This is a genomic window from Fischerella muscicola PCC 7414, assembly GCF_000317205.1.
GTDB lineage: Bacteria > Cyanobacteriota > Cyanobacteriia > Cyanobacteriales > Nostocaceae > Fischerella > Fischerella muscicola.
In genome coordinates this window covers 1-25,990 of sequence record NZ_AJLK01000029.1, presented here as the reverse complement: position 1 = coordinate 25,990, position 25,990 = coordinate 1, and the positions used below count along the sequence as shown (strand labels likewise).

The following is a 25,990-nucleotide window of genomic DNA, read 5'->3' as shown; positions in this document are numbered from 1 at the left end:
ATTTGTTGGTAGTTGGTGGTTGATCGTTGCTTGGTTTCAAAGAACAAACAACCTACAACCTACAACAAACAACAATTACTGACTAACCACTAACTCCTAGAATAGGAATTAATGTCTACTAACAGAACAGGATTCAAGACTGTGACTACAACAAGCACACCATTATCAACATCAACTGTGGAACTTAAGCCTAGTTACAACATCCCTGTAGTGTTAGTGATTTTGGCTATTCCACTGCTTTTGGTGCAACCTTGGGTAGGAGGTGCGATCGCACTATTTGGGTTATTTCTCATGTTTCAGACAGTCACACTCCGTCTGCAATTTACTGCTACTGATTTAGATGTTTATAGAGGAGAAAAATTAATTCGGCGATTTCCTTACCAAGAATGGCAAAACTGGCGGATATTCTGGGAGCGTGTTCCCATCCTGTTTTACTTTAAAGAAGTTAAAAGTATTCATTTTTTGCCAATTTTATTTGACCCCAACACTCTAAAAACTTGTTTGGAACAACGCTGTCCACGCATTTAGTCAGTGAACAGTTGTCAGTTGTCAGTTATCAGTGATCAAGTGCTAGCTGATAACTGGTAACTGATAACTGATTTAGTCTTAAATTGTATATTTGCTGAAAGTTTTTTAATTGCGTCATAGGAATTACACTATTTTTTATGTATCCAGAGGAATATCAAAACCCACAACCAACAGATGAGTCTTTGCAATCACCAGAAGAAAGCCCTACATCTACAAATGAACAAACAGAAAACTTATCTGTTGAACCAGTTTTAGAATCAACAACACACAACTCTACAGTGGATACAGAACAAAACAATCTAACTTCTGTCTTACCTATAGCAAACTCACAAGCAAGCAACTCTAAAGATGAATTTGTGGTGCAGCAACAAGAGGAAATCACCACTTTGGGATTAGAAGATCAAGCAGAAGTCCAAGCAACACAACAACGACTTGCTGAGTTACAAAAACAAGAACAAGCCCTAAAAGCAGAAATTGCCGACTTGCAAGCTGCATATAAAACTCTGCAAGCACAAATGAATCAAACGCAAATTCTGATGGGGAATTTTGTGCAGGAGACGCTTTCTAGCCTAGAACAGCGTAAAAATGCCCTGCAAATTTCTGTAGAACAGCTCGAACGGCGTCAAGAACGTATTCGCAACGAGATGCGAACTACGTTTGCAGGTGCTTCTCAAGAATTGGCAATTCGGGTACAGGGTTTTAAAGACTATCTCACTGGTAGCTTACAGGATTTAGCAGCCGCCGCAGAACAATTACAATTAGTTTCCGCACCAAAACCAGAACCAGAAAAAGTTATCATCAAAGAAGTCAGACCTGCTGAAACCCAACCAGGAACACCACAATTTGCCCAGCAACAGTTTCAAGACACTACCAAGCAAATTCGTCGCCTGATTGATCAGTATCGCACCAAACCAGATTATTATGGTCCACCGTGGCAGTTGCGTCGTACATTTGAACCTGTCCACGCCGAAAGAGTTTCTAACTGGTTTTTCAACCAAGGTGGACGGGGTGCTTTGCGGACAATGGGTAGCAGGTTGCAAAATATACTGGTTTCCTCAGCAATTATTTCAATACTGCACAAACTTTATGGCGATCGCGTCCGTACTTTAGTTTTAGCTAATACACCGGAACGCTTGGGTGAATGGCGTCGTGGCTTACAAGATTGCTTAGGAATTGGTCGTCCAGATTTTGGCCCTGATCGGGGAGTTGTATTATTTGAGTCTCCAGAAGCAGTGGCACAAAAAGCTGAACGGTTGGAAAAATCCAACCAACTGCCTTTAATTATCATTGATGATTCTGAAGAGTTAATCAGCTTGGCACTGTTGCAATTTCCTTTATGGTTAGCCTTTGCCCCTGACCCCAAAATGATGAGAAGTTATGAAGATGATTTTTAATTAGTCAATGGTCATTTGTCATTGGTGATTTCGATTCTTCATTACTAACAATCAACAACCAACAACCAACAAACAACAATTTAAAAATTATGTCTACTTGGTTAATTTTGTGTGGGGCAATTCTATTTGTAGCTTACCTGTTGGGTTCTCTGCCCACTGGTTACACAGTAGTGAAGCTATTAAAAGGCATTGATATTCGGGAAGTTGGTTCCGGTTCTACGGGAGCAACTAATGTGTTAAGAACATTGGGTAAAGGGCCTGGGGCATTTGTTTTGTTAATTGATTGCCTCAAGGGAGTTTTAGCCATCTTTCTGGTTTACTGGTTGTTTAACTTTGCCCAAAATCAAGATTTAATTCCCTCAACCGTTAATCCTGGAATCTGGCAAGCATGGATGGTAACTTTAGCAGGACTAGCAGTAGTACTCGGACACAGTAAATCTATTTTTTTGGGATTTACTGGTGGTAAATCAGTTGCTACCAGTTTAGGAGTTTTGCTGGCGATGAATTGGCAAGTCGCTTTAGCGACAGCAGGAGTATTTGCCGTTGTCGTAGCAATATCAAGGATTGTATCTTTAAGTTCAATTTCTGGTGCGATCGCAGTTTCCATTTTCATGGTACTTCTGCACCAACCCCTACCCTACATTTTGTTTGGGGTTGCGGCTGGTTTATATGTAATTTTGCGGCATCGTACTAATATTGAGCGCATCATCGCAGGTACTGAACCAAAATTAGGACAGAAGTTGCAGACAGAGACACCAGAAAGCGTCAATATATAAAAGAAAAAACGAACACAGATGAACACCGATAAACACCGATGATCTCTGCCACTAACGGATAATCTATCTGTGTGTATCCGTGTGCATCGGTGTTCGATTTCTAAACATAATTTTTTCAGGCTATGCCTACCAAGGCAGAGGTTTCCCATCGCGGAAGAATCCACCTGTTGGCCCATCATCGGGTAATGTTGCTGCCCACACAATCCCTGCTGCACCATCCTCAACTGGTCTTCCTCCTGCACCACCCATATCAGTTGCAACCCAGCCTGGACAAACTGAGTTAACCAGAATGCCAGTACTTCTTAACTCGTCAGCTAGCATTCGGGTGAGGGCGTTGAGTGCTACTTTTGACACACTGTATGCAGGTGTGCCACCACTCATACTAGTTAAAGATCCAGCTCCACTGGAAACATTGACAATTCGTCCATGTTTGCTTTGGCGTAGCAGGGGAATAAACGCTTGACACATGCGCCAAGGGCCAAAGGTGTTTGTTTCCAGGGCTTCACGTACTGTATCAAAGTTAGCATTGATTGCTTGCTGCCAAGTATCGTAGAGAATGCCAGCATTGTTAATCAGGATATCTAATCGCCCAAATTCTTCTTTGACTTGAGCTGCTAAACGATCAATACTTTCTTGATTCGTCACATCCAGCCAACGCGGTAAAACCTCAAGTCCTTCCTTTGCCAATGTCTCGGCTGCGGCTTTTCCCTTTTCAAGGTCACGCGCTCCTAAAATCACAGTAATATTTTGACGAGCGAGTTGACGTGTAACTTCCAGTCCGATACCTCGATTTGCACCAGTAGCGATCGCTATTGTTGGTATTTGCTTTTCTGAGTTCATTGGCGCTCCTTTGTGGTTGTGACACCTACACCAGAAAGGTTACAGCAATTTCTCTAATGCGATTTTTGAAGTGTAGGCGATCACGGTTTTCTGTTGCCTAAGATAAGCGAAAACACCGTTAACATCATGCTCCGCAGGGTATGTGGCAAGCAGCTTTTTACTTGGCTTTAAGTCACGGTGAACCAAACCTCTTCCTTTAGCAAATCCACCTTGAAATCTTCTTCGCTTGAGTGTTGATTTGAAGCAGCCAACATGCCAAAGTACATCATTTGTGGAGTGGATTGAACTGGCTTTGCTTCTAAAAAAGTAACTATGACGCGGCTTTCTACTACGTCAGATGGAACTTCAGACAACTCTATAAATTGTTAACAGTAAATTATACTTTCTTAATATTTCTTAGATAAAATTGTAATAAAAGTATAGTTCCTAGTTAACAAAAGGAGCGGTGAGTGATGGAAAGCACCGAGTTTAATAGGGTGCTGCGGCGCATAGCCACAGTATTATCTGTCGTAATTATTACCCTCTCTTTGGTTGCAGCTTCTACTGGCATTTTGCTGTCTTTTTACTACGAGCCAGCAGCAGGCAGGGCATATCAGTCGTTGAAACTGATTACAGAACAGGTGCAATATGGTTGGTTGTTCCGTAAAGCCCACAATATTGCTGGTAATGGAGTGATTGCGATCGCACTTGTGCAAATTGTAGTGTTATTTTTGGGCAGACAGTTTCGCAAGAGTTGGTTATCAGCCTGGATTAGTGCAATTTTCTTCACTCTCATTGCCATTGGGCTAAGTTGGACAGCAATGATTTTAAGCTGGGATCAAGAAGGATTCTGGCGTTTTAGTATTGAGTTAGGAACCATTGAAGCGATTCCTTTGATTGGTTCGCAGCTACGCGAAATCCTGACTGGTGGTGCAATTAGTACGCTAACTATCCAAAGACTCTACACCATACACAGCTATATTCTTTCAATTTCTGCGATTATCATTTCTGGTGTGCATTTATTTAGCGTATTGTGGCAAGAAAAACAAATGAAAGCTCAGCTTCTCAACTCTGAAGGTGCTAACTTGCCACCGAGTCAGATTCAAGATGCAGGAGCATCACTGGCAGAAAGCTGAGATAATTTCCCGATCGGGATTTCCTCAACTTCTGGTAATTTTTCTAGAGAGAGGCGATTTGAGTCTCTACCACCCGATAGGCGTTTTAAAAGCTTCGGTCTGGGATCGTGCAATAGGTAGATGATGCGATCGCCACTTTGCCAAGCTTCACCCGCAGGCATGATCTGCAATTTCTCATCCCGTTCTAAAAAGAGTGGCACTAACTCGCCAGTCCGGATTAATGCCTGCAACTGAACCTTTTGTAATGAAAAACCAGGTTCTTTGAGTGTTGTCATTCCTAGCTTCACTTGCTCATCGTTGAGATATTGATTCCAGGTTTTAATTTGCAAGTCTGGAATGAAAGCCTGGCTGACTTTAGTATTATTTGTACCATTAGTGGCTTGTGGATCACGCGGAAAAACTGCTAAGACGCGGGGTGGGTTAAACTCTTCTGCGGCTCGTTGTGCCAAAACAAAATTCACCTCGCCATTTTTGGTCATTGCCAAAAAAGTTCCCATCAAAGCCAATCCTGCTTCTTCTAAAACATTGGCATCCAAAGCACTGCTGGTTAACACTCGCAAATTTTCGGCTTGGGCTTGCTTACTTGCTTCGGGATCAGTGTCGATCATCACAACTGCTTCTCCCCGTTCTTGCAGCAGGCGAGCAACTAAAATACTCAGAGGATTGCAACCAACAATTACTGCCCCTGTCGCTTCTTTGGAGGTAATTTGCAGCCATCTAGCAATCCAGCCAGCCGTTAGCCCCTGACAGAAAACTGTCATGATAATTGTTAGGAAGACAAGGGCTTTAATGGCATCACCACCGTTAATGCCGTGTTGAGTCAGCAAAATTGCAAATAAAGAAGCTACAGAAGCAGAAACAATCCCTCTGGGGGCAACCCAGCTAAGAAACAGTTTTTGTCGCCAGTTCAAGTCACTGTTCCAGGTACAACAGAGAATGTTGATTGGACGCACGATAAACATTAACGCCAAAACAGTAAATAAACTGCCCCAACCTAGTGCAAACAAACTGTCAATAGATAAATCAGCAGCCAGTAAGATAAATAAGACAGAAACGCAGAAAATCGTTAACTGACCTTTGAAGTGCCGCAGTAGTCGTTCTTCTGGAACAGAAGCAGTTCCAAACACCACACCAGCGACTACAGTCGCCATCAATCCTGATTCACTGCGGAGCATTTGCGCTAATACAAATAAGCCCCACAAACCAGCCAAAACTACAAGATTTTTGACCTCAAAAGAGAGAAAATTGGCAAATTTGCAGATTAACGCCATCAGCCAGCCACCGACTGCCCCAATTATGCCACCAATACTCAGCCGTATCAGCAAACTGCTGATGGCAACAAAGGGGTCGGTGTTATCATTTAAGATCGTGTTCAGCACTACCACAGCTAGAATGGCTCCAACTGGGTCAATCAACACTCCTTCACCCTCTAGCAATGTGGCAACTTGTCGTTCCACATTAATTTGTTTGAGCAGAGGACTGATTACCGTAGGGCCTGTAACCACTACTAGAGAGGCAAACAGCAAAGCGATCGGCCAGGGAAATTCACCTAGCCAATGAGCTGCCATGCTCCCACCCAGTAACGTGATTAAGGTTCCTAAAGTTACGAGTAATTGCAAACTTGTAGAAACTTTGTTTAACTCTCGCAGTTCTAAGTTAAGTCCGCCTTCAAACAAAATTATTGCCGTTCCCAAAGCGACAATAACTTCTAATCCAGTGCCTAACAAATGGGGATGCAATAACCCAAAACCGTCAGAGCCAAGCAGAATACCAAACAGCAATAAAAATACAATACTGGGTACTCGCAGGTACGCAGCTACTACCTGAGCGCTTATGCCTGCAACGACGGCAATAACCATCTGCAAGGTGATTTCAAAAGATGCTTCCATGTTGTAGATTTTGAGCTATGTTTTTCAAAATCTTTTGTAAAGAATTGTAAAGACTCAATTTACCAGATGCAATATCACAACTTGAATACTCCTTGCTGGGCAGAAAAGTTTTATTACTTAGTTACCTATAATACAGCCGTTCCCGAGGATTGGTAAAATGGTAACGACTCTAATGCTTGATTTATCAGCTTTTGAGTGCCATTTTTACCTCCTTAAGTTCATTTTTTAACCCTTGGCGATGAATCACTTTTGCTTCCACCCAGTTTAACCTGCTGCAATTTAAAATTTTGCTATCAAATTATTCATTTAAACTGTTGACATCAAAAGTAAAAGCCGCTAAATTAATAAAAGTGTGACCCGCGCCCCCATCGTCTAGAGGCCTAGGACACCTCCCTTTCACGGAGGTAACGGGGATTCGAATTCCCCTGGGGGTATCTGAAAATTAACAGAGAAAATACTCCACAGCAAAAGTGAACGGTTTGTGGAGTGTTTTTTGCTATTAGTGGATTCTGTTTTAAGATCATCTCACTTCTGGAGGCAATCCAAAATCCAACATCCAAAATCCTGTTAGCGGATGACCAATCGGCTATCTTATCCCTCCAAACGTTGGTAAATTGCCAGCAGATTTAGTTGTAGGTCTTTCGCAAGGCGGCGCTCAATAATTCCTATAGGCATAGTCAGTTTAGGCCAAACTTTGACTGTGTAGCAGAGATTAGTCCCTGTTTCTTGACCTAGAGAATAAGGTTCTAAGCACCAGCTACCAGAGAAGTCTTTAAAATCGCCCTCTACCATCTGGAAAGTAATTTCTTTGGGAAAGTGTTCCTCAAGATCGAGAACTACACGGGCAGAAAAATTCATGCGTAAAAAGCGCTGAGAACCTATTTGTTCCAAACGAATACCGCCATTGGGATGTTCCAGTAAACGACTGTGGGCTAAGTTGGGGATAAAGTCGGCTAAGGCTTCATAATTGGTGAGTACTTCCCAAACTTTTGTCAGTGGTTGGGGAATTTGAATTTTAGCGGTAATTTGTCGCTGTCTGTCTGTGATTTTCTCGATTTGAACAGCCACAGCTTGTAAATCTTTCGCCTTGAGGTTCGTTTCGTCTTCAATAGCGATGAAGTTGAGTTCTTCTGGTGTATATTTTTCTTCAGTCACTTTCGGAGTAGGTTTTGTCTTGGTCTGAAAATTGGGGCAGATTTAAGGTAAAACAGATTTTGCTGATATCTGTATCCTCAATCGGAGTACTTTCCACAGCAATTTCCCCACTCAAATGCTGCACTAAGGATTTTACCAGAGCAAGTCCTAAGCCAGTGCCAGGAGTCCATCTTCCTCTACCGCGACGGAATGCATCGAAAATATACGTGCCTTCTGCCTCTGAGATGCCACGTCCTATATTAGTTACTTTAATAATAACTCGATCAAGTTGTTGAACAACTTGGTGTGTAGCTTGGATTTGGATGCTAGTATCTCGTTCGGAGAATTTCACCGCATTGGTTAAAAGTTCTTGTAAGATACGGTCGAAACTTTCTAGTTCGGTTTGTAATTCTAGAGATTGCTCCGGTAACTCACAAGAAATATTTAATCCTTTTTCTACCAGCTTTTTCTCAAAAGATGCTGATATGTCTTCGATTCTGCGATTTAAGTCTAAAGTTTCAAATTGCGGGGGTTCTTGATGATTCTCTAGCTTCTGGAGTGTCAATAAGTCATTGATTAAGTTGATTTCTTTAGTACACTCCTCCTCCAGAATATCCAGATACCTGGTTTGCTGTTCGGGGGTTCTTCCTGGTTGACGCAGCATACGCAAAGCCATACGCATGTTGGTTAAAGGATAGCGTAGGCGATCGCTCATGTTGCTCAAAAACTCATCTTTGAGTTTGTTGAGTTCTCGCAATTGCTCAACATATTGCTTTGTTCTTTCATACAGTTTAGCTTGAACGTCTAGACTGCGCTGCAATTGGGATGTGCGCTCATCGACTAACATTTGTACTTGTCGTAGCGTCTGTGTTTGAATGATGGCATTGCTGAGTTGAGCGCAGACCATTTCTACCATGTTGATTTCTGCTGTATGCCAGTAACGAGGTTGGGTTTGCTGTAGTGCTAAAAATCCCAAAACTTTGCCTTGACTCTCCAACCTCATTAACAGCATTGCAGGCAGTTTTTCTAAAATAAACGCTTGGGCGATTGTAGAGGTATCCTTGCGTCTATCTTTGGTGTCATTAATAATTACAGGCTTGCCAGACTCTGCTGTAAAGGCGCGGCGACTAATTCCACACTCTGAAAGCCAGAAGGAATGATCTTGGTTATCTTGTTTCTCAATGTAAAAATTTTCTGGCTGTCTAGACCATTCACCAATAACAGTAGCTTTCGCTTTGGGAATTTGTTTTTTGGGTAGATTTCTAAATAGCGGATCAGTATATTTGAGTAATATAATCAAACCCCGGTCTGCTTCTAGAGCCTCGGCAGTAGATGCGATTGCCACCTGAAGCATTTGATTAATCTCCAAGTTGCTGCGACCAAGTATTGTCAATTGCTTGATCAGATTTTGATGCTTAGCACAAGTTTGGAGAAACTGCTGTTGTGAGGTGATCAGCTGTGCTTGTGCTACTTGTTCTAAAGCGATCGCGCAAACTGACTCTACTGCTGTGAGCAAATATTTTTCTGACTCACTCCAATCATATAGCTGGGACTTGATTAAGTTAATGACACCATTCTTTTTGTTTCCAAAATGGGTAGTAATTGCCAGAACCGATTTCACTGGTATAGGCACTTGTTGGCAACCTATTTTCAGACTGTTTTGAATTGTGGCAATGTCCTCTATAGTTGGTTCACCAGCGCATTGCACCACTGGTAAATCCAGCTGCTCTAGTGAAAATATTTCATCTGGCGACGAATCTAAATACTCTTGGGGACACCAATTTGCAGCAATTTCTTCACCACCAGTCACCTCTTTCTGGGCAGTCACTAAGCAGCAGCAATCTACTTTGAATGCAACTCCAAGCAATTGGGCAATATCTTGCAGCATCATTGCTGATGTTGAGCTATTAGCAATGATGTGATTGATTTTTTGTGCTAACTGGAGGGCTGCCTCTTCCTCATGTTGCATCAGATTGACCGGGTAGTGTGTGAGTCTATCTATTTCATCTGGGCGTTGTGGCAACGAAGACAAACGCTTTCTCATTCCTGGTACGCTTTTGGATATTGAACCCATTTCCTTTGTACCCAACCTCCTGCCATATGCTTGATCCCTTTGTAACCCTGCACCCTGTGATTGAATCTTTCATCTTGTCTTCAAAACTTTACTCTCACCTGTTATAGCCCTTTTCTATTGCAGATCGTCAAATCATCTCATATCAGAAACCTTGAGTAATAAAATACATAAAATTTAGTTTAGTTGCATCAAGAAAATATAAGTAAAGCTTTTCACACAACTATATTTGTTACTAACAACTACTTAGATTATCCTGTCTAGAACTATACATAAACCGTAATTTTTCTAGACTTGTCGCCAAGAGTTCCTAAATAAATTCCGCATTAATACTGAAATTTATGAAAAAAATGTAATATTTTATTCATAAATTGCTTCGATAACTGACTTTTTAGTTGGGTCAGACACCAATAAATTTAATTAGTGTCAGGGTTTAGCAAAATTTTCGACAACTAAACAGGGGGTAGGGAAAAATCTGTATTGAGACTAGTTACTTTACTCCTCATCTTTAGAATCATTTAATCTTTAGGCTGATGTTTTATATCTGTCAAGTGTAGTCAGACCCCCTGTGTTATAAATTACTAACTCTCTAAATAATTTCAACATAATTTAAAAGGGAAGGGGAGCGGGCAATAGGGAACAGTTATTTCTGTTCCTGTTAAATGTTTGTTTTTTGAGCTAATTTAATTTTGGGGGAAAGAATCTGATGATTCGGGCAGAATTTTTACGACTGTTGCTTCCTGTGTTTATTGATTTGATGAATAAATAGATAAAATAACGAATTATAGTATTGATTTATATAGTTAATAATTATACCTAATAGGCTTCCTTATTATTTCTTTGCCTTCTTTCTCCTAAGCTTTATGGTGAATACAGCCCAGTTTTGCTTGAAACAACATTAACCAGGCTGCATTCACCTGAATCCAAATTTATCCGGCTAAACTTTCGACACTTAGAGGAACCATATCGCCCGTCCTCGTCAGTCCTAACAGCATCGGTTGTTGCGGTTGAATTAATTGACCTGTGAGTACACAACGCTCTTCTTGTTGGGCTGTAGCAGCTATGCTTGCTCGAATATCAGATCTCGAAAATCGAGGCTTCCACTCTCCTGATTTTTGCTGGACATAATTCCAAAGGATATCGCGGATGAGAGCTTGATATCCCTGATTGCCTGCTAGATCTTTAAGTTTATCTTTTAATTCGCGCTCAAGACGGATGCTGGTGACTTCCATATCGGTGGTAGGGGTGCGAGTGATGGTATGCATGAGTTTTTCTCCTTAAAACTATAGACAGGATAGTAATACAAGTGTAGTATGTTTAAAGGAATGTTCAATAGGTGAAATTTTCTGTGATATCCATTTACCCCATCTCTACTTCTTTACGTGCTGATCAGTCCCAAACCAGTTGGGAATCAGCGCCTATGGGAGTGGAGTATTTATTTATGGGGCTGATTTGCCTAAAACTGGGCAAATTTACAGAGGGTAATCATGATTCTAAATATGCCAGGATTGGTGTACTTAATCGAGCACCACAACTAAAAGAGAGAAGCGGGAGGTACAGACACCCAGATGCTGTACCGATACAGGAATAAAAGACTTTTGAAGTCAATTCTCAACCCCCGCTTTAACTAAAGAAAAAAGCGGGGGTTTTTTAATGAGGAGTCAAACCGTGAGGATCGCAACGCAAGTTTTAGATCAATCTGTGGTGGTGTTTTCTCAAAATTACTTGCCACTGTGTCGAGTAAATATCAAGCGAGCTATTGTACTTTTGATCACAAATAAGGCGGAACCGCTAGATATTACCACTAATGGTGGCTGGCAAGTTCACTCTCCTAGCTTGGTTATTGATGTACCAAAACAAATTCGCTTGAAAATAGCTTCTCGGGAACGGATGTGGAAAGTTCCACCAGTAAATAGACGGGAAGTTTTGCGACGAGACCATCACAGTTGCCAATATTGCGGTAGCAGTAAACATTTGACATTAGATCACGTGCTTCCCCGTTCTCGAGGTGGCCAGCACGCCTGGGATAACGTGGTTGCTGCTTGCGAACGGTGTAACTCCAAAAAAGGAGATAAAACCCCACAAGAAGCGGGTATGCGCCTACGTACTAAACCAAAAGCACCAGTCCATCCCGCGATTGCTTTTGCGGAACAGTTTTGGATGGACATGCAAATAAACCTGGAATAACAGGAGAGCATGAGGAATGCTGAAATTAACTTACACCGAAACGAGTTTTCACCTAGAGTGTCTGGCTCAGTCCCTTGAGGAGTGGGTAGCGCAGCGAGTGATTTTGACACTGCGAGTCGGTCAAAGTCTGTCTGTTGAACCTAGCACTGCTTCCTTTTTGCTTCCTGCGAATTTGCCAGGACTAGAACAACTCAAAACTCAGGTGCAATGGGAAGAAAGAGAAATTCTCGCTTTATGTGCATCTGATTGTGAGTACATTGAAGTTACTCTGAGTGGTTCTTGGTTATCAGATGGTTCTGAGAATGCCCAAGGTGTGTTTGTTACCACACTGAGCGATCGCACTGAGTTTTTACTACACAAACTCTGGGTCGCTGCTCAAGCTTGTGCCTCTGTTTTGAGTGAATAATCTAGTTGAATATCTATCTGCCGTTGTTAGTAGTTAGTAGTTAGTAGTTAGTAGTAACTACTAACTCATTAAAATTTTGCCAGGTTTTCTGGAGCGATCACCCAAATTGGTGTTTGTATACTGACATTGAATAATTTACGATAGTTTAGAAAATTTCAAAAATTTTTTCTAAACACCTTGGTTTATTTTGTATTATTGTTGTATTATATATGTATTTAAAAGTAATATAAAGTTCGGCTGATTACTTACGATTTCCATTTAATCCCACTTTGCTGACCGCACCTCTGTGTTTGCCAAACAGAAGGGATGGGGGTAAGGTTTTTTATTCTTAGTGATTAACCGAACTTGATATAAGACAAAAATTTTATTACTGAAACAGCTATGTTATACATTCACTTTCTGTCTTCCCGAAAACTACCTCCGTCAGCCAGCCAAAACTTAAATAAATTCGAGAATCATAACTTTCAAGATGACTTGCACTTTGACCAACAACAAAGTAAAAAAGCGATAGAATTAATTCGTAAGCTCCAACAAACTTATTATCTGGAACGTAAGTTGTTTTTCTGAAGAAGCGATCACTATCTTCAATTAAACAAATATAATAATTGTGTAATAAGCACAAAGTGTGCTTATTACAAGCAAAGAGCAAAAAGATCAACTATGCAATGTGAACTGTGTGAAAGAGAGATGGAATGTCTTACCGTTCATCACTTGGTTCCAAGACAAAACACCAAACGTAAGAAAACAGACCCAGGGTCAACTGTGAATATTTGTTCAGCCTGTCATCGACAAATTCATGCATTTTTTGATAACAAAACTACTTGCAAAAGAACTTAATTCCATAGAGAAGCTTAGAAATGAGCCGCAAATGCAGAAATTCCTATCTTGGGTCAGAAAGCAAGACCCTAGTAGGCGGGTAACAGTCTACCGCCAAAGATAGAATGATATTGTATCCACTTGAGCGCAGGCTGGTAATCGGAAAAATCAAAACCAATTACTAATCATCATACATAAAAATGAGGATGGGAAGCTGCTCTACAGATAGAGACAATTGCTGTCCTTTTCATTTTTGATAATTCAAAAATGTATTTATTAGTATTACTTATAAGTAATAATTTAATAACTAGCCTGGCAAATATATATCAAAATATCTATCTCTAGAGAGAGTATTTTGTAAATTTTTGTATTCAGACTTTCAGTCTACAGGTCGATTCAATAAATCTAGATTCCCGACTATAAAATTACTATGCACGCATTGAAAAAAATCAATGTGAAATGCAATCAAGAAAAATTTATTGAGACAGATAAATAAAAGTGAATACTAAATCAACAACAGCATTTAGTATTTATGACTGCTCAATTTTCTCTTGATTTTATATTATTTACACCAGTCCCTGGAGGAATTAAAATGCAAAAATCTATTTCTTTGTTAGGTTCTATTTTGCGTCCAGTACGTTTTCTAGTTGTAGCCTTTACATGTGCTTTGCTGTTATTCTCTAATGCTTTTCCTGCTGCTGCAATTGAAAGCTATCAAAGCAATCCAACAGAAGCCACCGATCAATTGCTTGAAACTCAGCGTCAAACTGACGAGGTAGCTAAATCTGCTCCTCTGGGATTGAAAGAAACTCAACAGCGTACCAGTGGAGGAGGACTGAACGAAGTTCAAGGTACTGCTGATGCTGAAAAAATGAATCGTCCTGAAAATTCTCAAGAAGCAGTTTCAGTAGAAGAAGAAGTAAGTAACTTTTTGAAAAAAGTTACCGGTAATAAGTAATAGGCATCAAATGTCCTTCGCCCCAGTATTTTTAACTGGGGATTTATTTTCTATAATTTTCTCTATATAGCAGAAAGTCAAATCCCCGACTTCTCTAAGAAGTCGGGGATTTGTGTCTGATAATTTTCCCCAATAAAATAGGATTGCTAGATATTCATATTGCCAAAAAAGCTATTTAGACCAATTTTTTGTTGATATATATTTTATATGCCTATATATGCATCACTGTAATAGCAATCCTTGAAAAAGAAGTATAGCCTTGAATGAAATCTATATATAGACATAAATTTCAGCAATAACAAGATAGTTTATTAGAGCAAAAAAGCCATTATTACTAAATAAAACATAATCATTCTTTGGATTGATGTTATGTCACTAATGAATTGCTGAAGTTATAAGAGGAGTTAGCTTAAGGATTGAGAAACAATGCGTCCATTAAATATTGGTTTGACAGAAGAGCAACGTCAAGGTGTGATTAATTTGCTGAATCAAGATTTGGCAGATTCCTATCTACTTATAGTGAAAACCAAAAAATTCCACTGGGATGTGGTCGGACCTCAGTTCCGCAGTTTGCATGAAATTTGGGAAGAACAATACCAACAATTGAGTGAAAATATTGATGCTATTGCTGAGCGGGTTCGTGCTTTAGGTGGTTATCCCATTGGCACTATGGAGGGATTTTTGAAGGCAGGTACTATCAAGGAGGAAGGCGGTAATGTACCTACAGCAACCGAGATGGTGTCTCGGCTTGTAGATGACCATGAGCAAATTATTCGCAATCTTCGTGAACATATTGATCGCTGTGCTGAAGAATTCCACGATCAAGGAACTGCTGATTTCTTAACTGGATTAATGGAAGGTCACGAAGAAGCTGCTTGGATGTTGCGTTCATTTATTGAAGGACAGGCATTGCAAGCTGATGGTTCTCAACCACAAACACAGAAAACACCTGTAGGTGTGTAACTAAAGGTAGATAGAATACACACCTCATAAATAAGAAAGTTCGTAGTAAGTATTATCTTTGCCAAATACATCAAGACTAGAGACTTACTACGAACTATTTGTTTGGATATGTGCAAAAACAATATAACAGGAGTGTTGAATGGCGGCAGAATATAAAGCTGAACGGACTATTTCGGCTGTTTATAAAGAACAAAACCAAGTAGATGACGTGATTCGGCGTTTGCTTGACCGGGGTGTGCCTAGAGATCATATTTCGGTCATGGGCAGAGACTTTAAATCAGAAACTCGCATTGCTGGTTTCATTACTAAAAAAGATGTAATTCTTGGTGGTTTAAGAACAGGAGCAATTTTTGGCTCTTTGTTTGGTTCTTTTTTGAGCTTGCTTACAGGTGTTGGTGTATTATTCATTCCTTTTGTTGGCCCAATTGTAGCAGCAGGTCCGATTGGTGCGTTGTTATTGGGGGCTGCAAGTGGAGCGATCGCAGGTAGCGCGGGTGCAGGTTTAGTATCTGTGTTAGCCACCTTAGGTATGCCAGAAGATAAAGCCGCAGTATATCAAACTCGTCTGCAAGCTGGAGAGTTCTTAGTCATGGCAGAAGTTCCAGCTGATCGGAGTGGGGAATTTCAAATACTGATGGAAAGTGCTGGCGGTGAAGAAATTCATACAATGGAAACAGCATTACCCCGTCCTTGTCCTGGTCGTTGCAATAGTCCCGAGGATTTATCTGCTGAGGTACGCTCTCATCTTTCCGCTGAAGCTCAGAATACCTTTATTGAGCGCTACAATGCTGTGTTAGATGAGACAAATGACCAAACAAAGGCAGAACAAGCTGCTTGGGAAGCTGTTCACCAAAATTTTGATGAAGATGATAATGGTATTTGGTCGAAGAAGAAAGTTGCTGTTTAGTCCAGTGTCAATTGTCAATTGTCAATAGTAAAAAACTCTTGACTATAGACACTTGACACTTGACTAATTACGGTGATTTATAACTGCCAACTCGGATAGTTAATCTACCTTTGCGGGGGTCTTGGTTGAATACAAATGCTCCTTCTTGCTTTTCACCACGAGATAAAAAGTCGATTTGTTGTTCTCCTGTTTGGGTAACTTTCCCTTCTATTTCTAACTCAGCGATCAGTTGAACAGACTCGGCTGTCTCCCCGCCTGTATTCACGACCTCAAAAGGAACATAAAATTGCCCGTCGGCTTCCCAAGTTTTCTGTTTATTACTGACAGAAATAATGGGGGGCTGATCTTTTTCATTGAGCCAAATGTAACCAACCAAGCTGACAATAACAGCAAGGATGAATGAGGCAATACCTAAAGTAGTCCATTCCGCAGCTGAACGTTTTGGTTGTTCTTGTTCTGTGTTCATATTGCCAACCTACCAGCAGCGCCACCAATTGTTCCAGGCAATCCTAATAGTAAGGTGTATTCTAACCACATTCTCCACGGGTCGCTCAAAGTCAATTTTTGAAAAAACCACAGCATAAAGGCTGCTGCTAGTAGTGATACTAAATAAGACATGATCGTTTCACTGATTGGTCTTTGGAAAAGACCTCGTTGTTGTCTGCGTTTTTGCTGATCCGAAAAGCCAGCTTCAAAGACAATGGCATAGGAAATCAGTAAGGATACGGCAATAATAGCTATAAGTCGGGGTGGTGAAACTCCTGCTGCCAACATGGGAATCTCATCTGTAGGGGCAATGTTAAATGCAATCACGACTGCACCAATTAAAGTCGCACCAATATCTGCAAAGGTGACATGTAATTGATCAGAGTTACTATTTCCAATACCTTTGTTTTGCTGGAAGTGTTTTTGTCCCTGTGAATTAGTTTCACCGCGAGTGTCTCCCAAAAATTGATTGGCTAGTGCCACACCAAGAGTAAATGGTACGCTTTCAAATATGATTTTTCCCAGAATTTCTCTAAGGGAAGTCTCTGATGTCAGTTCTTGTAATAGCAGGAGTATCAATGCAGAACAGGCTATACCAATTGCCATCGCTTCTATGGTATCTGTAAGTGCTTCGTAAGGTCGGCTACCATGTTTACGTCTGCGAAAGCCTTCTGTACGGTTGAGTAAGAAAACCACTATAAACGTCAATGCGATCGCTAACATTACCATTGATGGCTTAGCAATAGATCCTATCCACCAGACTTCCATCGTATAAAGTAAGGGGGTTCCAAATAAAAAACCACCACATATACCCCTAACAATATCGTTAATTTCACGTACCCATACATTTTTGTTCTGTTTATTTTTTACACCCATTATTCTCTGTCTATATAATTAATACTTACTTGGAAAATAGATATGTAGGCATAAATTAAGTGTTTAATTTACTGCTCTTACAACCAAATAAATGATGTTTAGAAATAAAAGCTTGAAGTCTTCCATGAACTGTTGTATCTATCATATGGAAGATATTAGCTTTAAATTTCATAGTTTAGTTTTAAGTTTTTTATCAAAAATCTATCTCTTGGTAAAGAGTAATTCAATAAAATTATCTCTACAGGGCGATTTTTTTTTGAATTACTAACAATATTATTTGATCAACATATATTGAGGAAAAACAATTATGAGTATCGAAAATAGAGTAGAAGCAACCGCTAAAAACATAGAAGGGAAAGTTCAAGAAATGGTTGGTGAGGTAACTGGAAATCCCCAGGATAAAGCCGAAGGTCAAGCGAAGCAAGCAGAAGCACAGCTACGTCATACAGTTGAGAACATCAAAGATGATGTGAAAAAGTCCTTAGAGTAGTATCAGTACGCTAAAACAAGGTTTATGGCTTTAGCAAGTAGAGGATATTTGAGAAATATTATTTCATAGTTTGGTTGGGAGTTGCAATTTGTTTACATACAAATAAACTTTGCAAAACTAAGCTCGAAAAATTCTTGTTTTTTACTAAATTTTATGGATAAGTTTCGCTTGTGTCGTAGCGGATTATCTTAGCCAGATTGTTTAGGAAATCCTCATGACTGCCAGAGCCATTTGTTAAAAAACTTTTATACAGTAGTACCTATTTAATTCTCCCCAAGATACACTTAGGGGAGTTTTTCTTATATCATGTCCGATTAATTGCTTATGATATCAAGCTTGGGCATTGGGCATGAAAAAATTATCAGTATTTTAATTACCCATTACCCTTCGGGTTCGCTACTTTGCCATCTGGCAACAAGCCAAGACGGTAAGTAGTCTAACCAATTATCAATTACCCATTATAAGGACGGATAATATAACTGTTCAGGCAGACATGATATTAGAGACGATTTATAAAGTAAACCTTAAATTGTAGGGCGCATGATTGCAACACTTAACGCACCGAGAAAGATGGTGCCCTGCGGCTAATCCTAACTCTCTCAAAGTCCAAAATCCTTGCATATCTGTAACACAACGCACTTGTGCTTTATGTCGGGAAAGAAGTTCAACGCACTAGCTCCCCTACTTACATATTTACTTTATAAATAAGCTCTTATTTCTATTCTTAGTTAATAAAAAAGGTTAGTTCCTGCCTCACTTGGATCTAACCCAGCAATTTATACATATTCAACATGACTCTAAACTGCACTACGCCGTGTGATCAAACTCCAGATGAAGATAGCAACAATTGCACCGATGATGGCAACAATTAAACCTGGAATGCTAAAACCTGCTCCTGTAATGGCCAAATTACCCGTATATAGCAAATTAAATAAGCTTCCTCCAATTAAGGAGCCAATGATACCTAAAATCATGGTTGCAATTATTCCGCCACCTTGACGACCAGGGTAAATTGCTTTGGCAATAGCTCCTGCTAGAATACCTAAAATTATCCAAGCAATAAGATTGAGCATAATTAATGTATTCCTCAATTAATTTACTATTTGCTATTAGTATAACAATTACTAAATATTATTTTTTCTATCTCAAGTTCAGTTGAGACTCTATCGCAAGAAATAATATCTACGTCATCATCTCCAATAAAATTACTAGTAAAATAAACCTATGAAGAGAATATTCATCTATATCTGTTAATAGATTTGATTTAGTATTAAATCAAACAAATAAATCTCTTTTAACGTTCTGTGTCAACAACAATTAGTTCTATAAGATTTGTAATCTAAAATTACCCCATACACTACAGTGGGAGGAATCACCGCAACGCAGTGACTCCAAAGTCTAAAATCCAATATTGACTGACTGATAATAGTAGAATCTGTGAATATACTTATTATTTCAAAAATATGATTGAAAAGGTTACAGTTAATGCATCTATTGATCTATTTTTATGCATTACAAATTCTGTCTCAAACCTCTATATTTTAATTTTTGTAAATAAAAATAAAATTGACTAAATAATTCAATAAAAATGTCACTATATTAAATTAAATTTATTTGATCATAAGCAGCATGAACAGATTAAATGAAAAACTGCGCTATACCTTCAGGGTATAGCGCGGATTAGTTCACGCTACTAACCCTGAACGCAGGGCGCGAACAGCTGCTTGGGTACGGTCATCTGCACAGAGTTTATTTAAGATATTGCGAACGTGGGTTTTGACAGTTCCAACTGTAATGTAGAGTTTTTCTGCAATCTGCCCATTGCTACATCCAGCTACAATCAACTCCAGAATTTCTAATTCCCGTTGAGTTAAGGGATAAGTTTCTAAGACTTGCTCGTATTCTGGCGCTAATGCATCTATTTTTACAGTCTTGGGTTTGTCAACGGACTGATTATCAGGGAAAACTTGTCGCATTTGTTGTAATACAACATTGGCGATCGCGGGGTCAATCCAGGAGTTACCTTCGTATGTTGCTTGGATCGCTTCTGTTAATCTTTCAATGCTTGTATCCTTCATGTAGTAAGAATCTGCACCAGCAGCAAAAGCAGCAAGTACTGTATCCTCTGAATGTTCCATTGTCAGGATGAGGATTTTAGTTGTTGTATCTCCTGTTTCAGTTTGCCACTGCCGAAATCTGCGGGTGAGTTCAACGCCATCCATGTCTGGCAAGCCGATATCTACCACAGCTACATCCGGCTTCGCGCTTTCCAAAAGTTTCAGACCCTTAGTAGCATTTGCAGCTTCGCCGATAACTTTAACTGCACTGTCGGTTTGCAATGCTGCTTTTAGTCCCATTCTTGTCAAGTCATGGTCTTCAATTAAAACAATACTAATTTCACTCATTGCTACTTGTACTCTCTACTAATTCCATCTGTCGTAAGCCGACATTTAGTGATTTATTTTTTTTATTTTCCAAAACCTAAGATAGATGATATTTTGATAAATTTGCATCCACCAATAGAAATAGTCATTTCCACGTTATCTTACTGGCGTGAGATCGGAAAATCTAGCCCAGGACATATAGCTAAATCACAAATAACTATGGAATACTGACACTAAGCTAAAATTGCCGCGACTACAGACTCCTAATGAATCAAAATTGCTAGTATAAAGCGGCAAGCATAAATTTTCTTGGGTAATAAATCAATATTGAATTTACAAGTACGAATTTGTTCTGTATTGATGAAAAAGTAATAAATATAAAGTTATAAAGTTTTACAAGAATTTAGGTATGGTTCTAGAGTCCAAATCTGCTGCAATCAACATTAACAAAATAGGGCAGGTAGAAGCAAGTAAGATAGAACAATGCTTGTGTGGATTTTTTAACCAGACCTGGCGATTTCTCCTATTGATGGGGTTGGATGGTACTGTTATTGAAGTCAATCAGGCAAGTTTAACTTTTTTTGGACTTGAGAAAACTACAGTTGTTAGTCGTCCGGTTTGGTATATTCTGGGCAAGTCGATTTCACCACAGGCTAATACTCAATTACGTGAAGCGATCGCTTGTGCAGCCCAAGGAAAATTAATCCGTGATCAACTTCACATTCTAGGTACAGAAAATAGAACTTCGACCATCGAATATTCTGTGCAAGCAATTCGAGGTGAAACAGGACAAATCATTGCATTAATGTGGGAAGGTCAGGTAGTTGAACTTACTGAACCCAAACTAAATCAGCAAGCATTGCGAGAGAGTAAACAGCTATTCCAGGCGATGGCTGATACAGCACCTGTGATGATTTGGATGTCTGGAGTCGAGAAGCTTTGTAATTATTTTAACAAACCTTGGTTGGATTTTACTGGCCGGACAATGGAACAGGAGTTAGGTAGCGGCTGGGCAGAGGGAGTACATCCAGAGGACTTAGAACGTTGTTTGCATACTTGTGTTACTGCTTTTGATACCCGGCAAAACTTTATCATGGAGTACCGTCTGCGACGGTTTGATGGTGAATATCGTTGGATTTTAGATACGGGCGCACCTAGATGGAATGAAGATGGTAGTTTTGCTGGGTATATTGGTTCGTGTATTGATATTAGCGATCGCAAGCAAACAGAATTGGCTGTACAGCAACGGGCAGAAGAATTAACACGAGTCAATACTATTTTGGCGCAAACTACAACAATGTTGAAGAAGCGCAACGACGAATTGGATCAATTTGCTTATGTCACATCCCACGATTTGAAAGCGCCTTTACGAGCGATCGCTAATCTTTCAGAATGGATAGAAGAAGACCTGCAAGATCAACTACCAGAAGAAAATCGACAACAGATGCGTCTGCTGCGGGGACGAGTGCAGCGCATGGAAGCTTTAATTAATGGATTGCTGGAATATTCCCGCATTGGGCGAATCAAAACACCAGTGTCTGTGGTGAAAGTCGGTGAGATGTTGCAAGAAGTGATCGAATCTTTAGCACCACCACCAACTTTTACAATTGAAATCCAACCAAGAATGCCCACTCTGTTAACAAAGCGACTGCCTCTGCAACAGGTGTTTAGTAATTTAATTAGTAATGCAATTCAACATCACAATCGATCTGATGGTCACGTCAAAATTTCCGTAGAAGACCGGGGAGATTACTATGAATTTGCCGTTGCAGATGACGGGCCTGGCATTGCTTGTGAGTTTCAGAATAAGATATTTGTAATTTTCCAAACACTCGAAGCGCCCGATCATAAGGAAAGTACCGGGGTGGGCTTAGCAATTGTGAAAAAGATTGTCGAAACTGAAACAGGTACGATCACCTTAAACTCTCAGCTGGGCGCAGGTAGTACCTTCCGCTTCACTTGGCCTAAGCAACCAAAAGAATAACTCTGTGGAATATTTTCATCGCAAAACTTTATTGCAACTCTGACCAATGGCTGAAGACGATATTCAACCAGTGAATCTACAATTGGGATGAACTGGTATAGGAGGTATTTTTTTTACTATTTTTTTGCTTTGAAATTGTGTGATTTAGGAATGTATACTCAAGGCAAACGTGGCCTATCTTTTATTAGGGAGAACAATTTGGGAAACTAATTTTTTCCTGAAAAATTGCATAGGCAAAACAACATAGTCAACCAATAGCATACAAAAATCAGAGCATCTATTTCACTAAAGGTAATTGCCAAATCACGATTACTAATTTTTAAGAAGTATTAATGTTTTGGTAATTAGCCGTAAGTCTAAGTCTGATACTCTACTCAGGAAAGTGAATTTAGGATACAACTGAATCAATTTAAAACAAGTGATGGCACAAAGAGTGATTAACATACTACTAGTGGAGGATGACGAAGTAGATGTCATGAATGTCAAACGGGCATTCAAAAAAGTTAATATTACTAATCCATTACATATTGCTACTAATGGTATAGAAGCCCTAGCAATGCTGCGTAGTAGTAATGGTCAACCTCCTGAGGTTCCTAATGACCGACGTTTGATATTGCTAGATTTAAATATGCCCAAAATGGGTGGAATCGAATTTCTCCAAGAACTACGGGCTGATCCCCAACTCAGACCTACTCCTGTGGTGGTCATGACAACTTCCAATCAAGATAAAGACAGAGTGGAAGCTTATAATTTGAATGTGGCTGGTTATCTTCTGAAGCCTGTGACATTTAATAATTTTCTTGAACTCATGGCAACGCTCAATAAGTATTGGACTCTCTGTGAAATGCCTTAGTTGGTGAAGTGCCATCCGATTTAAGATTTTGGATTTTGGATTGGTTCCACACATAAATCTGGCGGCTTGTACTATTGAGAAATTATGATATTGCCTGATTTCTAATTGAATCTATAGATCAATCTAGGGGCTTGTTCTATTGAGGAATCACTGGTCAGTTGAAAATAATTATTAACCAACCACTAACTACTAACTAAAAAATATCTAGATGGCTGGAAAACTTCAATATTATACGAGAAGCTGTATATAAGAGCAATAATTAAAAGCGATGGAAGAAACGCTAAAAGTATTAGTTGTAGATGATGATGAAGTAGACCGCATGTCAGTCAGGCGGGCTTTGAAAGCAGCAGGGATAAGTGTACAGCTGTTTGAAGCCGATGACTGTAAAAGTGCGATCGCTCATTTGCAGGATAATTCTTTTGACTGCGTTTTTCTCGATTATCGCCTACCAGATCAAGATGGATTGACCTTGATCAACGATGTACGTTCTCGTAATATCAAAGTGCCTTTGGTTGTACTTACCGGGCAAGGAGACGAACAAATTGCTGTTGAGTTGATGAAAGCTGGTGCTATAGACTATCTTTCCAAATCAAGAGTCTCACCAGTCACACTAACTCAGGTTTTACGAAATGCCATTCGAGTTTACCGGGCAGAAATGCAAGTAGCTTTGGTAAACCAGCAACTTCGAGAAAGTAATGAATTGCTAATTCGTAAAAATCAAGAATTAGAAGCACAACAACAACAAATTGAACTACAAAACATCAAGCTGAAAGAAGCTTCACTGCTAAAATCCCAATTTTTAGCAACAATATCTCATGAACTGCGGACACCAATGAATGCGATTATTGGCTTCTCTCAGCTATTGCTGCGTCCCAAATGTGGTGATTTATCAGCCCAGCAAAGGGATATGGTAGAACGTATCCTCAATAATGGCAAGCATTTATTAATGTTGTTAAATGAAGTCCTTGACTTCTCTAAACTGGAGTCTGGTAGATTAAGTCTGAAACCAGAAATATTCGACTTATCACAGGTAGTCAAAACTACCGTTGCTGAAGCTTTATCTCTAGCAGAGGCCAAAAAACTTTCTGTACAGGTTCAAAATAACTTACAAAATAGTATGGTATTTAATGATCCTGTACGTGTGCGGCAAATTTTAATGAATCTGCTCTCGAATGCGATTAAATTTACAGAGTCAGGTAGTATCGGCGTGGATGTCACAGAACTACCAGATAATCAGATAGAAATTGCTGTATGGGATACAGGTATTGGTATTGCCCCCTCAGACCTAAAATATATCTTTGAAGCCTTTCGCCAACTCGACCAGAGTATTACTCGTAAATATCCCGGCACAGGTCTTGGTTTGCCAATTGTAGATGCACTAGTCCAAATGATGGGGGGCAAAATAGCTATAGAAAGTGAATTAAATCGGGGTTCAGTCTTTCGGATTTCACTGCCACGCCAAGTTCTGTTATCCAGGACGCAAAATCAAGATGGAGCGCCAAAGGCTTCTAATATAATATCACCAAAAAAGACCTTAAGTAAACAGCCAGAGGCACTTCATCTGGCTCAAGAACAAGTGCAGCAACTACCAAGAGAAAGAGGCAAGTAATTTCATGTATTTAGTCATTTTTGATTAAGTGGAAATGTTAAATGAAAAATAATTATAGATGCACTAGCGACTGAGTGCATAAAAAGAAAAATAAGAAATGACGACAATACAGCTTTCCTCAATATTATTATTAAATCAAATATGTTTTCAGCTACAGGTACTAAAGTAGAAAAAATTCTTGCTGTTGATGATACGCCTGATAATCTATTCTTACTACAGACAATCTTAGAAATTGAAGGGTACGAAATAGATTTAGTAGCAGATGGGGTAACAGCGTTAAAGCAAGTCGAAGAATCTCCCCCAGATTTAATCTTACTAGATGTGATGATGCCAGGGTTAGATGGCTATGAGGTCACTCGGCGCATCCGTAATCACCCTTTTCTAGATTACATTCCCATCTTGTTATTGACAGCATTTCATGATGTGAGTGTTGTGGAAGGTTTGGATGCGGGGGCTGACGACTTTATCCGCAAACCATTTGATCAAGATGAACTATTAGCAAGGGTGCGATCGCTACTCAGACTTAAACGTAGTCTTGATGAACAAAAAAAATTATTTCGTCAGCAGGAAGACTTTGTTTTACGTTTAACTCACGACTTACGGACTCCTTTAGTTGCTGCTGACAGAATGCTAAATTTATTTCAGCAGGAAACCTTCTGCAAAATTTCGGCAGACATGAAACAGGCGATCGCGGCCATGATTCGCAGCAACCAAAACTTGTTGGACATGGTTAACACATTGCTAGAAGTCCATCGCCTAGAAGCAGGTAAAAAAACACTGCAATTTGAAAACTGCAATATTTGCGAAATTGCCACAGAAGTAGTTGAAGAATTGCATGCATTGGCTGATGAAAAAGAAATACTCCTCAAAGTAGATAGCAGTGAATTAAATCAACAGGATGAAAATGATTGTATCATTTTGGGCGATCGGCTAGAACTACGTCGCCTAATCAGTAATTTAGTCGGAAATGCTTTGAAATTTACAGATACAGGTAGCATAACTGTTCGCATTTCAGCAACTCCTCCATCTTCTGGAGATCAAGGCTGGATTAAGTTAGAAGTAGAAGATACCGGCTACGGAATTGCTGCTGATGATCTGCCAACACTATTTGAACGATTTCGCCAAGGTAAAAATAAACGTGCTGGCAGCGGTTTGGGATTACATTTATCACGCCGCATTGTCGAGTTACACGGAGGAACAATTAAAGTTACTTCTGAATTGGGTAAAGGTAGCGTTTTCACAGTACATTTACCAAAAAAATAACTTGAAACTCACCTCACTCCGTCAACGGACGACACCCCTCTCCTTGCTAAGGAGAGGGGCT

At 39.7% G+C, this 25,990-nt stretch carries 26 protein-coding genes and 1 tRNA gene; 17 read left to right on the top strand and 10 right to left on the bottom strand.

Annotated features, from left to right (window positions below; genetic code table 11):
* Positions 1-111: 111 nt before the first annotated feature.
* The 3 genes from UYI_RS0104025 to plsY all read left to right on the top strand — a co-directional run bounded on the left by UYI_RS0104025 (position 112) and on the right by plsY (position 2,698).
* Entirely contained in the window at positions 112-528 is a 417-nt protein-coding gene (locus tag UYI_RS0104025; RefSeq protein WP_016865385.1) for a DUF3119 family protein, read from the top strand.
* A gap of 137 nt (positions 529-665) precedes the next feature.
* Positions 666-1,922 (top strand): DUF3086 domain-containing protein, encoded by a 1,257-nt coding sequence (locus tag UYI_RS0104020; protein WP_016865384.1) that lies wholly within the window; start codon positions 666-668, stop codon positions 1,920-1,922.
* A gap of 89 nt (positions 1,923-2,011) precedes the next feature.
* Positions 2,012-2,698, top strand: coding sequence for a glycerol-3-phosphate 1-O-acyltransferase PlsY (gene plsY, locus UYI_RS0104015; RefSeq protein WP_016865383.1), 687 nt, complete (start codon positions 2,012-2,014; stop codon positions 2,696-2,698).
* Positions 2,699-2,824: 126 nt separating this feature from the next.
* Here the strand turns inward: plsY and UYI_RS0104010 are convergent, their stop codons facing one another.
* Both UYI_RS0104010 and UYI_RS31900 read right to left on the bottom strand, forming a co-directional pair.
* Positions 2,825-3,538 (bottom strand): SDR family oxidoreductase, encoded by a 714-nt coding sequence (locus UYI_RS0104010; protein ID WP_016865382.1) that lies wholly within the window; start codon positions 3,536-3,538, stop codon positions 2,825-2,827.
* A 167-nt stretch (positions 3,539-3,705) separates the two neighbouring features.
* Entirely contained in the window at positions 3,706-3,891 is a 186-nt protein-coding gene (locus UYI_RS31900) for a hypothetical protein (protein WP_016865381.1), read from the bottom strand.
* A 99-nt stretch (positions 3,892-3,990) separates the two neighbouring features.
* Between UYI_RS31900 and UYI_RS0104000 the strand changes: the two genes are divergently transcribed.
* Positions 3,991-4,653, top strand: a complete 663-nt coding sequence (locus UYI_RS0104000; protein WP_016865380.1) for a cytochrome b N-terminal domain-containing protein — start codon at positions 3,991-3,993, stop codon at positions 4,651-4,653.
* Here UYI_RS0104000 and UYI_RS0103995 read toward each other — a convergent pair.
* Entirely contained in the window at positions 4,620-6,542 is a 1,923-nt protein-coding gene (locus tag UYI_RS0103995) for a cation:proton antiporter (protein ID WP_016865379.1), read from the bottom strand. The genes UYI_RS0104000 and UYI_RS0103995 overlap by 34 nt on opposite strands.
* A gap of 361 nt (positions 6,543-6,903) precedes the next feature.
* Between UYI_RS0103995 and UYI_RS0103990 the strand changes: the two genes are divergently transcribed.
* Positions 6,904-6,976 (top strand) — tRNA-Glu (locus UYI_RS0103990).
* A 157-nt stretch (positions 6,977-7,133) separates the two neighbouring features.
* Here UYI_RS0103990 and UYI_RS0103985 read toward each other — a convergent pair.
* The 3 genes from UYI_RS0103985 to UYI_RS0103975 form a co-directional block, all read right to left on the bottom strand.
* The gene (locus UYI_RS0103985) at positions 7,134-7,697 is read right to left on the bottom strand and encodes an SRPBCC family protein (RefSeq protein ID WP_016865378.1); all 564 of its coding nucleotides are present in this window, start codon (positions 7,695-7,697) and stop codon (positions 7,134-7,136) included.
* Positions 7,690-9,750: a sensor histidine kinase gene (locus UYI_RS0103980; RefSeq protein ID WP_026085724.1), complete on the bottom strand. Its 2,061-nt coding sequence runs from the start codon at positions 9,748-9,750 to the stop codon at positions 7,690-7,692. Before UYI_RS0103980 ends, UYI_RS0103985 begins: the two co-directional genes overlap by 8 nt.
* A gap of 926 nt (positions 9,751-10,676) precedes the next feature.
* On the bottom strand, positions 10,677-11,012 hold the full coding sequence (locus UYI_RS0103975) for a ribbon-helix-helix domain-containing protein (RefSeq protein WP_009453717.1): 336 nt from the start codon (positions 11,010-11,012) through the stop codon (positions 10,677-10,679).
* A gap of 403 nt (positions 11,013-11,415) precedes the next feature.
* Between UYI_RS0103975 and UYI_RS0103965 the strand changes: the two genes are divergently transcribed.
* The 7 genes from UYI_RS0103965 to UYI_RS0103940 all read left to right on the top strand — a co-directional run bounded on the left by UYI_RS0103965 (position 11,416) and on the right by UYI_RS0103940 (position 15,984).
* Complete coding sequence (locus UYI_RS0103965; RefSeq protein WP_016865375.1) at positions 11,416-11,934, top strand: HNH endonuclease; 519 nt, start codon at positions 11,416-11,418, stop codon at positions 11,932-11,934.
* A 16-nt stretch (positions 11,935-11,950) separates the two neighbouring features.
* Positions 11,951-12,340, top strand: a complete 390-nt coding sequence (locus UYI_RS0103960) for an alr0857 family protein (protein ID WP_016865374.1) — start codon at positions 11,951-11,953, stop codon at positions 12,338-12,340.
* 381 nt (positions 12,341-12,721) lie between these two features.
* Positions 12,722-12,907 carry a hypothetical protein gene (locus tag UYI_RS37525; RefSeq protein ID WP_016865373.1) on the top strand — a complete coding sequence of 62 codons (186 nt, stop codon included), beginning with the start codon at positions 12,722-12,724 and terminating at the stop codon, positions 12,905-12,907.
* Between the two features lie 93 nt (positions 12,908-13,000).
* Entirely contained in the window at positions 13,001-13,177 is a 177-nt protein-coding gene (locus UYI_RS38655) for an HNH endonuclease (protein ID WP_308410444.1), read from the top strand.
* Positions 13,178-13,748: 571 nt separating this feature from the next.
* Positions 13,749-14,114, top strand: coding sequence for a hypothetical protein (locus tag UYI_RS0103950; protein ID WP_026085723.1), 366 nt, complete (start codon positions 13,749-13,751; stop codon positions 14,112-14,114).
* A 426-nt stretch (positions 14,115-14,540) separates the two neighbouring features.
* A complete protein-coding gene (locus UYI_RS0103945; RefSeq protein ID WP_016865371.1) occupies positions 14,541-15,077 on the top strand; it encodes a Dps family protein in 537 nt (178 codons plus the stop codon).
* 139 nt (positions 15,078-15,216) lie between these two features.
* Positions 15,217-15,984 carry a ChaB family protein gene (locus tag UYI_RS0103940; protein ID WP_016865370.1) on the top strand — a complete coding sequence of 256 codons (768 nt, stop codon included), beginning with the start codon at positions 15,217-15,219 and terminating at the stop codon, positions 15,982-15,984.
* Positions 15,985-16,051: 67 nt separating this feature from the next.
* Here the strand turns inward: UYI_RS0103940 and UYI_RS0103935 are convergent, their stop codons facing one another.
* Entirely contained in the window at positions 16,052-16,450 is a 399-nt protein-coding gene (locus UYI_RS0103935) for a TIGR02588 family protein (RefSeq protein WP_016865369.1), read from the bottom strand.
* The gene (locus UYI_RS0103930; protein ID WP_016865368.1) at positions 16,447-17,346 is read right to left on the bottom strand and encodes a TIGR02587 family membrane protein; all 900 of its coding nucleotides are present in this window, start codon (positions 17,344-17,346) and stop codon (positions 16,447-16,449) included. Before UYI_RS0103930 ends, UYI_RS0103935 begins: the two co-directional genes overlap by 4 nt.
* 307 nt (positions 17,347-17,653) lie before the next feature.
* Here UYI_RS0103930 and UYI_RS0103925 point away from each other — a divergent pair, with 307 nt between their 5' ends.
* The gene (locus UYI_RS0103925; RefSeq protein ID WP_016865367.1) at positions 17,654-17,836 is read left to right on the top strand and encodes a CsbD family protein; all 183 of its coding nucleotides are present in this window, start codon (positions 17,654-17,656) and stop codon (positions 17,834-17,836) included.
* A gap of 797 nt (positions 17,837-18,633) precedes the next feature.
* Here the strand turns inward: UYI_RS0103925 and UYI_RS0103920 are convergent.
* The gene (locus tag UYI_RS0103920; RefSeq protein ID WP_016865366.1) at positions 18,634-18,909 is read right to left on the bottom strand and encodes a GlsB/YeaQ/YmgE family stress response membrane protein; all 276 of its coding nucleotides are present in this window, start codon (positions 18,907-18,909) and stop codon (positions 18,634-18,636) included.
* A 612-nt stretch (positions 18,910-19,521) separates the two neighbouring features.
* Positions 19,522-20,241, bottom strand: coding sequence for a response regulator (locus tag UYI_RS0103915; RefSeq protein WP_016865365.1), 720 nt, complete (start codon positions 20,239-20,241; stop codon positions 19,522-19,524).
* Between the two features lie 388 nt (positions 20,242-20,629).
* On the opposite strand from UYI_RS0103915, the gene UYI_RS0103910 reads away from it, so the two are divergent.
* The 4 genes from UYI_RS0103910 (at position 20,630) to UYI_RS0103895 (ending at position 25,929) form a co-directional block, all read left to right on the top strand.
* Positions 20,630-22,204 (top strand): sensor histidine kinase, encoded by a 1,575-nt coding sequence (locus UYI_RS0103910; RefSeq protein ID WP_016865364.1) that lies wholly within the window; start codon positions 20,630-20,632, stop codon positions 22,202-22,204.
* A 421-nt stretch (positions 22,205-22,625) separates the two neighbouring features.
* Positions 22,626-23,057, top strand: a complete 432-nt coding sequence (locus UYI_RS0103905) for a response regulator (protein ID WP_016865363.1) — start codon at positions 22,626-22,628, stop codon at positions 23,055-23,057.
* Between the two features lie 268 nt (positions 23,058-23,325).
* Positions 23,326-24,666, top strand: coding sequence for an ATP-binding response regulator (locus UYI_RS0103900; protein ID WP_016865362.1), 1,341 nt, complete (start codon positions 23,326-23,328; stop codon positions 24,664-24,666).
* A gap of 141 nt (positions 24,667-24,807) precedes the next feature.
* Entirely contained in the window at positions 24,808-25,929 is a 1,122-nt protein-coding gene (locus UYI_RS0103895) for an ATP-binding response regulator (RefSeq protein WP_016865361.1), read from the top strand.
* Positions 25,930-25,990: the final 61 nt, after the last annotated feature.